This is a genomic window from Thalassospira sp. SM2505, from assembly GCF_054901115.1.
The window spans coordinates 1,832,343-1,845,577 of record NZ_CM142731.1 but is presented as its reverse complement, the minus strand read 5'-3'; the positions used below and the strand labels follow the sequence as shown (position 1 = coordinate 1,845,577).

Below are 13,235 nucleotides of genomic sequence, written 5' to 3'. Positions count from 1 at the left end.
CCCGTATGCAGTAATCGCATGGTTGAACAAATCGAAACAAAAAAGGGGTTGCCAAAACCGGGCGGGTTTAATACATAGCGCCCCACGCCATGACACATCGCGTGTCGGGCGGACCAAGTTTTCTTGGGGAATAGGTTAATGGTAGACCCGCGGACTCTGACTCCGCTAGTCCTGGTTCGAGTCCAGGTTCCCCAGCCAACTTTGCCGGACGTCGCAATGGCCCGAACATTGCGCATGACATGCGGTCCGGGATATAAATAACGCACAGCAAGATACTGCTGGGGAATAGGTTAATGGTAGACCCGCGGACTCTGACTCCGCTAGTCCTGGTTCGAGTCCAGGTTCCCCAGCCACTCTGCCCTTCCTGAACACATCCCTTGATATCCTGACATTTGCGCGCTGGCGTTTGCACATGAACAGCTGTTCATTGTAAAGCTTGGGGGTTATTGCATTTTTCAGGAGACGGAAGATGGATCGCGTCACAGGCGGCTGCCTTTGCGGCAAGGTTCGGATTGAGGCAACCAGTACCCCCTATCGGGTGGGGTTGTGCCATTGCCTGGATTGCCGCAAGCACCATGGTGCGCTGTTTCATGCCTCTGCCATTTTTCCGCAAAACGCAGTAACCGTCACCGGCAACACCAGTTCATTTGAAGGACGGCATTTTTGTCCGACCTGCGGCTCGTCGATTTACGGCCACAGTGACGACGAGATCGAAATCAATCTGGGTATCTTTGACGCGCCAGACCAGTTTGCCCCGACATATGAACTCTGGACCATCCGGCGTGAAGGATGGCTCCCCTCCTTCCCGCTCAAGCACAGCTACGAAAAAGACCGGCCATCGTCGCGCCGTAACGAGGATTAGGGCGCAGGTAGTCTAGCTGCACAAATGACAGGGCGGTGATGACTGATCAGACTTGCCACCCGCCGGTTCCGCCCGATCTGTTACAAACCGGACGCCTGCATCTGTAATCAGGATGTCGACCGGTATGTCATATTGGTGTGGTTTGATGTCCTCGATGCCGGTCGCCTCGAACCCGATCCCGACCACCAAAGGCTTGCGGGACATGGTCGCAAGAGTGCGGTCAAAAAAACCACCACCATAACCCAACCGGTACCCTGCCCGGTCGAACCCGACCAGTGGCGCCAACAGTACATGAACAGGAACTTCGTCACTGTTTTGCGGTTCGGGAATCCTGGCATATCCTGGTGCCATTTCACTGTCATGCGTCCAGTTATGAAAGACCATCGGCTTGTCCTTGCCCGATACCACTGGCAAGGCAGCATTGCCGCCGCTATCAAGATGGCTTTCAATAACCGGGCGCAGATCAATCTCGTTCTGGATTGGCCAGTAGAAGCCGACAGTGGCCTTGGGGCGCTCTAAAAGGAAAGCCTTGAAACTGGATCGTACCAGGTCCGAAAGATGCCGGTGCGTTTCCGCATCCAGTGTCGCGCGCCAATCGAGCAACACCCGCCTGATGGCTTGTCGCCACTCGGACTGGCTTTTTTCATCCTCGGATGACGGTGGGGCGGGAAGATCAAGGCTCATGGACGTTACACACTGTTTTCGGGTTTCTCGGAACGGAAAGCCTACAGCAAAACCCCATAAACGCATAACGCGCCGGGAGCCCGGCGCGTTAACGGTTGTCAGCAAAAAAGCTGCAAGCCAGATAGAAAATTAGAGAATGGCGAGTTCTTCTGCCGACATGCGGCCATTGCGACCTTCAATCAGCTCAAACTGAATCTTCTGCCCTTCATCAAGTCCCTGCAGACCAGCACGCTGAACAGCGGTGATGTGCACGAATGCATCTTTTCCGCCTTCGTCCGGGGTGATGAAGCCATAACCCTTGGTCGCATTGAACCACTTAACCGTTCCGGTAGCCATATCCGTAGTCGTCCTTAGTTTAGTAAGCGCACCCCCGAAGAAGGAGATGCTAGAAAGAGTCCCTGCACCACACCCATAAAGAGCACAATTACTTTCAACTTGAAGGCAACCATGCACATGAAAGATGCACTGCATCGTTTCAACAATTACGCGAATTTCGGGCTTAGTGCAATGGATTCATGTATGAAGTTCGATTTTCGGCATCGGATATTCGCTGTCGATCATGTAATTTCCTATGGTTGAAAATTCAAAACCGCTCAACACCCATAGATAAAACCGCGACAACCGGGAATGTCCATAATGGCTCCAGCCTGCGACACTCGTTTGGAAAAATCTGACCCATCCATTCCAGGCCCATGGTCAATAGGACATGAAATGACGCAGCAATTGATGACTTCCGGGAAGATTTTCAACACGTTCACGTTCGGTGTCCATGCGCCTGTCAAAGCTCGACAGAAAGCTGCGATTTTCCGGCGTATCATGGCATTGCAATGTCAGCACAACGACATGAACCGGCGGGAATGGCATTTGCTCGATAAGCGGGTCTTCGTCAAACAATCCGGCATGCGCAACAAGCACGTCAATCCTGCCAACCCTGACCAGTTCAGCGCCCTGCCTGATGGTACGTAACCCATACCATTCAATCGGTTGAGCAAAGGGCATTTCGAGCTTTGGCAAGGTTGCAAGATATCCTACCGTAATCACATTGCGATCCAGCAAGGTATCTCCGGTCCGTCCGAATATAACCAGTTCGAACAGAACATCATGTCGGGAAATGATCGTTCCTTCGAGCGCCCGGTATCCTTCGGCGACAATACAATCAAGGTTTCCCTGATCATAAAGGCTCATCATCCGGTCGAACGGCATACCATCATGCCAGTCCATATCCGGCGACGCCACCAGGACATTGTAAAACCGGGCTTGCTGCGAGGACAATGTCGAAAGCCATGTCGGCGTTACATGCACGACATTTCCGACCCTGATATGCGCGCGGTTTGCGCCTGACGGCGCAGGTTCTGACGCCATCGTGGTTGTGATCGAGAACACACCACAAACAATGACCACAATTGTCAAAGCAACAGTGCGGAACGACAAGATCAACACCATGACACCACCATGAAGGTAAACTCCCGACAGGGATAACATGTGGCATTCTATATCTTTCAGTTCAAGAAGCCGTTATCTCGTAATGCCTTAACGGCCTCTTTAAAAATGAATGTCTGATTTTGTCATGATTTGTTCGACGGTTTCACGTGACATTGCCCTACAATTAGATGGATTATGGAACAATGAATCCAGAATGCGTCGAAATGGCGCATGCACGAGCGCAAAAACATCAGATCATAAGATGCAATAAAGACGAACCGGGACACCGAAAATACTGAATGGGAACGACTTTCGGATCGGAATAGATCAAGTGACAGCGACAACCAAGATCGCAAACCCGCGTGATATCGCGCATACTGTCATGGCGCTGATAAATGAACTTAACCTGCAGCCAACGCCACAGGTTTATCACGTGTTTTATAGCTACGTTTCAGATGAAATTCCCGAACTGTGCCAGCTCCTCAAGGTCCTGATCAAAAACACACAGGAACTCGATGAAGAAACCGTTTTTCGGATTTATCACAAATATCTTGGCTCACATGCGATGGAACAGCACATCAATCAGGGTGTCGAAGGTCTGCAGGCCGCCGTCGAACGTGTCGAGGAAGCAGTTCATTCCGTGATGCGGGATACAGAACTGTTCTGTGATGAATTTGACAGCGCATCCCAAAAGCTTTCATCCGATGATATCACCCTTGATGATGCACGCTCTGTCAGCCGCGATCTTTCGGGGACATCTCAAAAGGCACGGGAATGCTATGGATCATTCAATGGCAGTCTTGACGAATATCACAAGGAAGTGCGCCGGGTACGTAACGAACTTGAACTGGTGCGGCGCGATGCCCTGACCGATACACTGACCGGCATTGCCAACCGCAAGAATTTCGACAATTCGCTGCGTGATGCCGTTACCACCACAATGGAAACCGGGGCACCATTATCGTTACTGATGATCGATATCGATCATTTCAAAGAGTTCAATGACAATTTCGGACATCGGGCTGGTGACGGGGTTCTGAAAGCCGTCGCCCGGGTTCTCGTCAGTTCGACCAAAGGGGCGGACACCGTTGCGCGCTATGGCGGCGAGGAATTCGCCGTGATTTTGCCCAATACCACGAAAGAGAATTCTGAAAAGCTGGCAAACAAACTCCGTGAAAACGTCTCGACACAGCGCATTATAAACAAGAAAACAGGCAAGGATTTCGGTAAGTTAACCGTTTCTATTGGCTTGACGTCCTACCAACTAGGGGAGAATATACTTGAGTTTGTTGACCGCGCAGACAAAGCCCTTTATCTCGCGAAACAGGATGGCAGGAACACCTGCGTTCTGCAGTAATTCAGTGGTATAAGGCATCAATGCAGTCGTTTCCGGCGACAAAATCTCTGACACAAGAGAAAACCGGAACGAAGAACAAGCAGGTAGACATCGAGCCAACACACGTGTCCTGACAAGTCGAAATGACAGGTTCGAGCCACTTACAATCGACCCTGTAATGCACAACATAGAAGTGCAAAGGCTTTGCGGGGCGGAGCAACCGAATGAAGACACCTAAGACCGAACGCAAGATCGAGCTTGAACACAAGATCTTCAAAACGTTCGACGAATGCCACTTCCAGAAGTCTGATATCTCAGACGAAGCTCTCTTTGTCCTTAAAATGGCAGAGGGATCTGTCGTTTCATTGCCTTTGCGCGCCATTTGCCGCGAATTCGACATTGACCCTGATTCCAAGGATGGCGACCTCATCAGCCTGATCGACCAGGCCCTGAATTTCGTTAGTGTGTTGCGCCCCGGCGACAATCTGCCACTGGAAGTTCTAACTGGCGAAGCATCATGGGAAGTCGACGAGGAAAATCAGGCAATCGCCTATAACCGTATCACCATGCAGCTCGTGACCTGGATGTCAGGAAGTGAAGAACTCATTACTGACCCGGACGAACTGATGCAGATCGCCGAAGATCCGAACACCAAGAAAAAGATCAACCAGGCCTTTGACGAGGTTGCCGAGAAACTCGGGTTTGGCAAGGAAAACCGCGAGGAAGTCGTCAATCTTGTCCATCAGGTTGCCGACGAGTTGTCCTATATCGAAACGCTGCGCGTACGGTATCGCAAAATCCTGACGGTGGATCGCAAGATGCAGGAACTTCGCCGCATCTATGCCCATGAAAAAGGCGTTCTTGAGACCGTCACGCAGGCCATCCGGCTGCTGGATGACGCCAAAAGGAAGTTCGAAAACACCTTTGACGAGCTTGATGCCAATACCGGTGAAATCATGTCGGTTCTGCGTAACTTCACGTCACAACGCCAATATATCCGTAGCAAGCGTGACGATCTTTACAAGCGCCTGCGCGCCTGGCAACCGCTGATTATTCAGTGGGAAGAACTTGAACTTGAACGTGGCCCGCAGGCGGTCCGTCTGGTCAAGGATACATACCAGTTCCTTGCTCCACGCTTCATGAAGGTCAAGGAATGGCTGCTGATCACCAAAATGCAGGACGGCGTGTCGGAACAACACAGCTTCAAAAATGAAGATGAACGCATGGGCGCGCTCAAAGGCAAAATGATGCAGTGGTAAACACCACCCTCATCCTGCCCGGCGAATGTATAAAAGGCGCGAACACACTGTTCGCGCCTTTATTTTTTTTCACAGTCCGGGAAAATGTCGGGTCAGTCACCGCTCATAGTGATCTTCAGCGCCACATGATCGTCGATCACAGTGATTGCCTTTGCAGAATTCGCAGGCACAGGCACTTTGCGATCAATACAATAGGCAATCATCGCCGCAGCAAGTTCCGCCCCCGAAGTCGGCACAATGGTCTTTCCACCCTCGTCCGAGGTAATCGTCATGCGGGCGATAACGTCCTTTGATCTTTGAATTTCAAAACTGCTGATATGCCCGGCTGGTAATGCTTTGCCAGTCCTTCGACCATGCGCCAAAAGTGCCTTGATCAATTCGCCATCTTCAAAAACGATACAGCGTATCTCGCGCATAGCCAAATATCCCACAACAGTTGTTTGATTACATATGATTACACTGCATCCAAAAAACAAACTTCAACTTTGTCTTATGGATGCCAGTCAATATCTGAGACCAAACCGGAAGCTGTTCTCAACTGCTCGCAAGCCAGACACCGACCCCGATCATCAGGGTACCGGCGACCCGGTTCAAGACCCGGACATTGCCGCTTTTTTCAAGGAAACGACGTAAGGAGCGGCCGCCAGTTGCATAAAGCGTCATGCAAATCAGTTCGGTCACCAGAATGATCGCGACCAGAACCGAAAGCTGCGGAGCAATGGCATGCTGCAGGCTGATGAAGGGAGGCAACAGAGAAATCATGAACGCCCAGCCCTTCGGATTGGCAATTGCCGTAACAAAGCCCTGCGTGATCAGACTGCCTGCCGTTGCGGTTTTGGCACCTTCGACTTCGGCCGAAAGGGCCATGCGCCCGCGTGAACGCCACATCTGGATACCAAGCCAGGCCAGATAGGCCCCGCCCACATACTTGAAGACAGCAAATACCGCCGGATATTGTAACATCACGGTGGCAACCCCCAGTGCGGATGCCACGACAACAATGCCAACGCCGACCAGTTCACCTGCCATCATCCAAAGCGTACGGCGCAATCCGATGGTCATGCCAAGTGTTAACGCAAGGGTCATGCACATACCCGGCGTGATTGACACAAAAAATGCCGTCGGGATAAAGGCCCCGATCAAGGACAGACTGACCATGAATAGTTCCTGTGGCTGGAGTGGTGCGCGATTCTGATGGTCATTCTGTGGGGCACGACCAGATCAGGACAAAACCACTACCCGATATCCGAAATTCCGACCAGCATCTTTTTGGTATAGCGGAAATACCAACATATGCGCGCGCAGCGATCATCGAAAACCGGCATCAGCACCTTGAAAACAGGCCGATATCGTAGCTGTTTTCGGCACCCTCGCTAAATTCCACCCTAAAAAGACACGAAAAGGTACAAAAATTACTTGACCCGAACCGGTCGTCCGACGAAATTGGGGCATCGCCAGCGATGACTGGCACCAAAGCCAATTGATGAAGACCGATGACCGCAGACATTTGCAACATTGATGCATATGCCGACCGCGCCGAAGCAAAAGCTTTCGGTGGCGTTGTGCTGTCTGCCCTAAACCTTCTACTCGGTCTTATTGTTCTCGCAGCCCTAGGCTCGCTACGACTTACTCGCCCCTGAGCGAAACATGACGGCCCGGATCACAGGACATATAGTCGATCCATTTGCCGCAGCTCAGGGGAATAAAGTCGCGCCAGACGGCCCGCACTCCTTCCAGACAGAATTTATATACCGGGCAATGCCCGTTTGATCAGGAAACAAGACAATGGCTAGTGCAAACGACAATCGCGTCATCATTTTCGACACCACCCTGCGTGACGGGGAACAGTCCCCGGGTGCATCGATGACGCTTGATGAGAAGCTGCGCGTTGCGCACGCTCTGGCAGAATTGAAGGTCGATGTTATCGAAGCGGGCTTTGCCATTGCATCAAATGGTGATTTCCAGTCCGTCAACGAAATTGCCAAACAGGTCAAAGGCCCGACCATCTGTTCGTTGGCCCGTGCAGCCAAAGGCGATATTGAACGTGCTGCCGAAGCACTGGAACCAGCCGAAAACAAACGCATCCACACTTTCATCTCCACCAGCCCGCTGCATATGAAATACAAATTGCAGATGGAACCGGAACGCGTTCTGGAAAAAGTCATTGAAAGTGTCACGCTGGCACGCAAATTCACCGATGACGTCGAATGGTCGGCAGAAGACGGCTCGCGCACCGAACATGACTTCCTGTGCCGCTGTGTCGAAGCTGCCATTGATGCAGGCGCAACCACGATCAACATCCCGGATACTGTTGGTTACACCACACCGACCGAATATGCCGATCTGATGACCATGCTGTTTAACCGCGTGCCGAACATTGACAAGGCAATCCTGTCGGTTCATTGCCATAACGATTTGGGCATGGCTGTTGCCAACTCTATCTCGGCAGTCAATGCCGGTGCCCGTCAGATTGAATGCACCATCAACGGTCTGGGCGAACGTGCCGGCAATGCTGCACTCGAAGAAATTGTGATGGCAATCAATACCCGCAATGATGCCTTCCCCTTCACCACGGGCATCGACACCACCAAGATCATGAATGCATCGCGTCTGGTTTCGGCCGTGTCGGGCTTTGTGGTGCAGCCGAACAAGGCGATTGTTGGCGCCAATGCCTTCGCCCACGAAAGCGGCATCCATCAGGACGGTTTCCTGAAAAACTCCGAGACCTATGAAATCATGAAGCCGGAAACCATTGGCCTGAACAAGTCAAGCCTGGTTATGGGCAAGCATTCCGGTCGCCATGCCTTCCGCGAGAAGCTCAAGGAATTGGGCTTTGCCGATCTGGGGGACAATGCGATTGAAGACGCTTTTGCCCGCTTCAAGGATCTGGCCGACAAAAAGAAAGAAGTCTATGACGACGATATCGTTGCACTGGTCGATGACGGCATGCGCGATAACGAACATATCAAGTTTGTTGGTCTGACGGTTACCTGTGGCTCCAAGGGTCCGCAGACAGCCGAACTGGAACTGAGCGTTGATGGCGAAGTTCGCACCGCCAAAACCACCGGCGACGGGCCGATTGATGCGACTTTCAATGCAATCAAGGCAATCTATCCGCATGACTGGCGTCTGAAACTCTATCAGGTGCATGCTGTGACCGAGGGCACCGATGCCCAGGGCACCGTAACGGTCAAGCTTGATGGCGAGGACCGCACGGTGGTTGGCAATGCATCGGATACCGATACCGTTGTCGCATCCTGCATGGCCTATGTGACCGCCGTAAACAAACTGATCGAGAAAAGCAAAAAAACCGCCCCTGATGCCATGGCATCCTGATCAGGTTTCTTGAACTTCTTAATGTAAAGGGGCGGCCTTCGGGTCGCCCTTTTTAATTGACTGTGCCGTGCGCGATCCAAATGACCTATTTGAACTGGTCAACCAGATGATCGATAAACAACCGTACGCGTTTGGGAAGCTGGCGGCGGCTTGGCATCACGATATAAAGGGCAAGGGCCTCCAGCTCGACCGGGCATGTGATCTGAACCAGCTTACCCTTGGCAACATCATCAGCACAGCCACTGATGGGCAGGATTGCCGCAAGCGCGCCCTTGGCGGCAAGACTGCGCGCCAGTTCAAAGTTCCCGGTACGAATTGGCGGCTCGGACAATTCAAGCCCCGGATCACTTACCGATTGCAGGACATTGGCATGATCCAGAATGGGCAAGGTGGGCGTTGTCCCCTTTGACCACATATCGTCCGGAAACGTTCCCGGACGGGCAAAAAGCCCCATCGGTTCAAACCGCAGGCGCCGCGCAATCAAGCCATCGCGGCCCGGATGACGCCCGCGCAAGGCAATGTCATAGTTCTCGCCCACCAGATCAACAGTCTGGTCACTGACATTGACCACAAATCTGACATCCGGGTAATTGGCACGAAATGATGTGATCTGCTCAGCCAAAAGCATTTTGGGATAATCGACCGGCACCGAGATCCGGATTTGTCCGGATGGCACTGCATATTGGGACAGATCCGCCTCGCCTTCCTGCAACAGGGCAACAGCCGCACGGCAATGATCAAGATAGCGTTGCCCGTCATCGGTCAAGGACACCTGTCGCGTGGTTCGATGCAACAGGCGGACGGCAAGATGCTCCTCCAATGCTGCGACGCGCGCCGTCACCGTCGAACGCGGGACCGATAACCGGCGTGCCGCAGCGGCAAAGCTGCCTGCGTCTGCAACCTCGATGAATGTCTGAATTTGTGAAAAGTTCATCGCGATATTTCACCTCAACCGTGATCCATTGTCCATTTTTTTCAGTTTATTTATTCAACATTACCCGTCTTTATTGGATGAACACTTCATTTGTAAGGTGCCGTATCATTTGTTTCGATCCAAAGAGGTGCCTGATGAAAAGACGTGACTTCATGTTATCCGGCCTTGGTGGCCTTGGCGGCATTGCCGCAGCGGCAACGATTGGCCACACAGCGGGGGCCAATACCCCGTCACGGGCACCAGCCGCCCCACGCCTTGCAATTTCCTGGCTGGGTGGTGCAACCATGCTGATCAAGTTTGACGACTTTACGATCCTGACCGACCCGACCTTTGGCGAGGGTAAGGAAGCCTATTTCATGCCCGATCCGAATGCGATGTTCGACCTGAAAACCGGACCCACGCCACGTTTTCATGCCCGGAACACACCATTCCCCGGCGTTGATGTTTCGTCCATCGACTTGATGATGCTCAGTCACCTGCACGAGGACCATTTCGATCAGAAAGCCGAGGCAACGATCCCCAAAACACTTTCTACCATCCTGCCGCCGGCGGACGCAGACAAGCTGGGCACCAAGGGATTTACCAACCAGATCCCCCTTGATTGGGGCGTCAGCAAAACGATCGCGACCGACAATGGAAAGATCAGTATCAGGGCGATCCCTGCCCATCATTCAGCCAATCCGCAAGTCAGTGCCATGCTTGGCAAGGGAAACGGCTATTGGCTGCGGTTTGAATCCGGCAACTGGAAAAAAGACGTCTACTGGACCGGCGATACATTCGCCACAGAGGAAGTGCTTGCGAGCATTCGCCGCATTGGACAGCCCGATATTCTGATCCCGCATATGGGTGCGGTTGGCGCCACCGGCCCGCTTGGCCTGATCAGCATGGGCGCAAAGGAGGTTCTTGAACTGGCAGGCCTGCTGGGGAACCCGAACGTTCTTCCGATCCATCATTCAACCTTCCCGCTTTATCTTGAGCCGGCTTCACATCTGATTGCGCAAGCGGACGTCGCCCACGACCGAATTGATCTGATCGCCGAGGGCAGCACCATCGAATATATCTAACCCTTGGTCGAACACCCACACCCCTTTCGTGTAAATAGCCCCCAACCACCCGATGTGGTAGGATTACGGATATTTGGGAAAAGGGGTTTGACCATGACCGGACCAAACACGCCTGACCGTACCGCAACGATTTTCCTTATTGTTGGTATGATGCTGTGCCTGACCTTTGGCATTGTGTTGATCCCGGCACACTCGGCTGCACAAACGCCTGCGGCAGTGTCGGTTACGATCCCGTCCCTTCCCTATCCGCTAAGCGGCCTGCGCAAGCGCCTGATTGATCAGGGCAAAGCGGTCCCCGATGTCGATGTCACCCTGCAATCCAGCATTCCGGCGCAATATTACGGCCCATCCGAAGACATGCCGGGTTCTGCAAACAAACACGCTGCAATCGTTGCTCTTCCCGATTGCGACGACCACTTTCCGCTAGACTGGATAACAACTTTGCAAACGGCGGGGATCAGTGTTCTTCTGATCTCGCCGGGGCAAGCCCATCCGGCACAGGATTATTGTGGTGGGGGACAGCTTCAAAACCCCAAACACGGTTTGTCATTCTGGGCGTTTGATGCGCTCAGTGCGCTTGACTATCTTGCCAGCCAAAAAGATATCGACCCGGATCGCATTGCCGTTTTCGGCTATGGCTACGGTGCGGGTGCGGCACAACTTGCAATCTATCGCGATGGCCATGCCAAACATTACACCAACCGGTTTCGCACCCTGATCGGGTTGCGTCCGCAATGCATGTCGGAAATGAACAATTTTGTCCCCAGTCTTTTGATCGGGGTCAGAAACGATCCGTTCAATCCACCTTCCTGGTGTAAATGGCGGATGGATCGCGACCTGACAGATGACCGGGCGCCGGTGCGCTTCGAGATGGTCGAAAGCGGCGAAATAATTGAAAAACAAGCGACTCGCAAAGAGCTGAAAATAGAAACAGGGTCTCCAACAATCGCACTTGTGACCAATTTCCTTGCTGAAACCGGATTTACAGAAAAACAGCGACAAAATTGAATTAATCCGCCAAGACCATATTCCTGATCATGTTTTTCCACCCTTATTTCAGGAAAATTACGCGCCTTAATTATTCCTCAATCCCCTGCGCAGATTATTCGTGCATCGGCTTGTTCCTTGCGCTATCAAAGCCGGTACATTCGTATTCAAGATTTTACTATTAACCGGGGCATAGGGCAGGAATGTTTTCCAAGCTTCTTGGGGTTTTATCCTCCGACATGGCGGTGGATCTGGGCACCGCGAACACACTGGTTTACGTTAAAGGACGCGGCATCGTCCTGAACGAACCATCCGTGGTGGCCATTACCGACGAAAAAGGCAAAAAACAGGTCCTTGCAGTTGGTGAAGAAGCCAAGCAAATGCTCGGTCGTACCCCGGGGTACATTCAGGCGATCCGCCCGTTGCGTGACGGTGTTATTGCGGAATTCCACATCGCCGAAGAGATGATCAAGCACTTCATCCGCAAGGTCCATAACCGTCGCAACTTCGCGAGCCCGGAAGTCATTATCTGCGTACCTTCCGGTTCGACCGCAGTTGAACGCCGCGCCATTCAGGAAAGCGCTGAAAGCGCTGGCGCGCGCAAGGTCTGGTTGATTGACGAACCGATGGCAGCTGCCATTGGCGCGGGTCTTCCCGTCACCGAGCCGACCGGCTCGATGGTTGTTGATATTGGCGGCGGCACCACCGAGGTCGCTGTTCTGTCGCTGGGCGGTATCGTCTATGCACGTTCGGTCCGCGTTGGCGGCGACAAGATGGACGAGGCGATCATCGCCTATATCCGTCGCACCCATAACCTTCTGGTCGGCGAAAGCACCGCCGAACGTATCAAGAAGGAAATCGGTTCTGCCTGCGCTCCTGATGATGGTGATGGTGCAACGGTTGAAATCCGTGGCCGTGACCTGATGAATGGTGTTCCGAAAGAACTTCTGATCTCTGAACGCCAGATCGCAGAAAGCCTTGCAGAACCGGTCTCAGCCATTATCGAGGCTGTAAAGGTCGCCCTTGAGCAGACCCCGCCGGAACTGGCAGCAGATATCGTCGACAAGGGCATTGTCCTGACCGGCGGTGGTGCAATGCTTGGCAATCTTGACTATGTCCTGCGTCACGCAACCGGTCTTCCGGTTTCGATCGCAGACGATCCTCTTTCCTGTGTTGCGCTCGGTACCGGTCGCGCACTCGAAGAGAAAAAGATGCTTCGCAACGTTCTGCACACTGCATACTAAAATTTGACGATAAAAGTCATCACCGGGTCGTATCCACACTGGACGCGACTCGGTGATTTCGTTATGGTTGAATATCCCGTTCGGGATTTGAGACGACCTTTTGGGAA

The 13,235-nt window shown here is 52.7% G+C and carries 13 protein-coding genes and 2 tRNA genes; 9 read left to right on the top strand and 6 right to left on the bottom strand.

From position 1 onward, the window contains the following. Positions 1-124: 124 nt before the first annotated feature. The 3 genes from ACTU44_RS08330 (at position 125) to ACTU44_RS08320 (ending at position 862) form a co-directional block, all read left to right on the top strand. A tRNA-Gln gene (locus tag ACTU44_RS08330) sits at positions 125-198 on the top strand. A gap of 81 nt (positions 199-279) precedes the next feature. Beyond that, positions 280-353, top strand: a tRNA-Gln gene (locus ACTU44_RS08325). A gap of 116 nt (positions 354-469) precedes the next feature. Then, the gene (locus tag ACTU44_RS08320; protein ID WP_114099286.1) at positions 470-862 is read left to right on the top strand and encodes a GFA family protein; all 393 of its coding nucleotides are present in this window, start codon (positions 470-472) and stop codon (positions 860-862) included. 12 nt (positions 863-874) lie between these two features. On the opposite strand, the gene ACTU44_RS08315 is transcribed toward ACTU44_RS08320, so the two are convergent. From ACTU44_RS08315 to ACTU44_RS08305, 3 genes are all read right to left on the bottom strand, one after another. Continuing rightward, complete coding sequence (locus tag ACTU44_RS08315; RefSeq protein ID WP_462097180.1) at positions 875-1,546, bottom strand: 5-formyltetrahydrofolate cyclo-ligase; 672 nt, start codon at positions 1,544-1,546, stop codon at positions 875-877. 129 nt (positions 1,547-1,675) lie between these two features. Beyond that, positions 1,676-1,882, bottom strand: a complete 207-nt coding sequence (locus ACTU44_RS08310; protein WP_008892097.1) for a cold-shock protein — start codon at positions 1,880-1,882, stop codon at positions 1,676-1,678. Positions 1,883-2,242: 360 nt separating this feature from the next. After that, on the bottom strand, positions 2,243-3,028 hold the full coding sequence (locus ACTU44_RS08305) for a hypothetical protein (RefSeq protein ID WP_462097179.1): 786 nt from the start codon (positions 3,026-3,028) through the stop codon (positions 2,243-2,245). A gap of 271 nt (positions 3,029-3,299) precedes the next feature. Between ACTU44_RS08305 and ACTU44_RS08300 the strand changes: the two genes are divergently transcribed. Beyond that, a complete protein-coding gene (locus ACTU44_RS08300) occupies positions 3,300-4,325 on the top strand; it encodes a GGDEF domain-containing protein (RefSeq protein WP_336083472.1) in 1,026 nt (341 codons plus the stop codon). 203 nt (positions 4,326-4,528) lie between these two features. Continuing rightward, the gene (locus ACTU44_RS08295; RefSeq protein WP_114099282.1) at positions 4,529-5,563 is read left to right on the top strand and encodes a hypothetical protein; all 1,035 of its coding nucleotides are present in this window, start codon (positions 4,529-4,531) and stop codon (positions 5,561-5,563) included. 92 nt (positions 5,564-5,655) lie between these two features. Here ACTU44_RS08295 and ACTU44_RS08290 read toward each other — a convergent pair whose 3' ends face one another. Both ACTU44_RS08290 and ACTU44_RS08285 read right to left on the bottom strand, forming a co-directional pair. Further along, positions 5,656-5,979 carry a hypothetical protein gene (locus ACTU44_RS08290; protein ID WP_336083475.1) on the bottom strand — a complete coding sequence of 108 codons (324 nt, stop codon included), beginning with the start codon at positions 5,977-5,979 and terminating at the stop codon, positions 5,656-5,658. Positions 5,980-6,097: 118 nt separating this feature from the next. Beyond that, the gene (locus ACTU44_RS08285) at positions 6,098-6,721 is read right to left on the bottom strand and encodes a LysE family translocator (RefSeq protein WP_114099280.1); all 624 of its coding nucleotides are present in this window, start codon (positions 6,719-6,721) and stop codon (positions 6,098-6,100) included. 627 nt (positions 6,722-7,348) lie between these two features. Between ACTU44_RS08285 and ACTU44_RS08280 the strand changes: the two genes are divergently transcribed. Beyond that, entirely contained in the window at positions 7,349-8,899 is a 1,551-nt protein-coding gene (locus tag ACTU44_RS08280) for a 2-isopropylmalate synthase (protein WP_336083478.1), read from the top strand. A gap of 85 nt (positions 8,900-8,984) precedes the next feature. Here ACTU44_RS08280 and ACTU44_RS08275 read toward each other — a convergent pair whose 3' ends face one another. Continuing rightward, positions 8,985-9,833, bottom strand: coding sequence for a LysR family transcriptional regulator (locus tag ACTU44_RS08275; RefSeq protein ID WP_462097178.1), 849 nt, complete (start codon positions 9,831-9,833; stop codon positions 8,985-8,987). A 134-nt stretch (positions 9,834-9,967) separates the two neighbouring features. Between ACTU44_RS08275 and ACTU44_RS08270 the strand changes: the two genes are divergently transcribed. From ACTU44_RS08270 to ACTU44_RS08260, 3 genes are all read left to right on the top strand, one after another. Next, on the top strand, positions 9,968-10,897 hold the full coding sequence (locus ACTU44_RS08270) for an MBL fold metallo-hydrolase (RefSeq protein WP_462097177.1): 930 nt from the start codon (positions 9,968-9,970) through the stop codon (positions 10,895-10,897). A gap of 93 nt (positions 10,898-10,990) precedes the next feature. Then, the gene (locus ACTU44_RS08265) at positions 10,991-11,905 is read left to right on the top strand and encodes an alpha/beta hydrolase family protein (protein WP_114099276.1); all 915 of its coding nucleotides are present in this window, start codon (positions 10,991-10,993) and stop codon (positions 11,903-11,905) included. 182 nt (positions 11,906-12,087) lie between these two features. Beyond that, positions 12,088-13,128, top strand: coding sequence for a rod shape-determining protein (locus ACTU44_RS08260; protein WP_008892088.1), 1,041 nt, complete (start codon positions 12,088-12,090; stop codon positions 13,126-13,128). Positions 13,129-13,235: the final 107 nt, after the last annotated feature.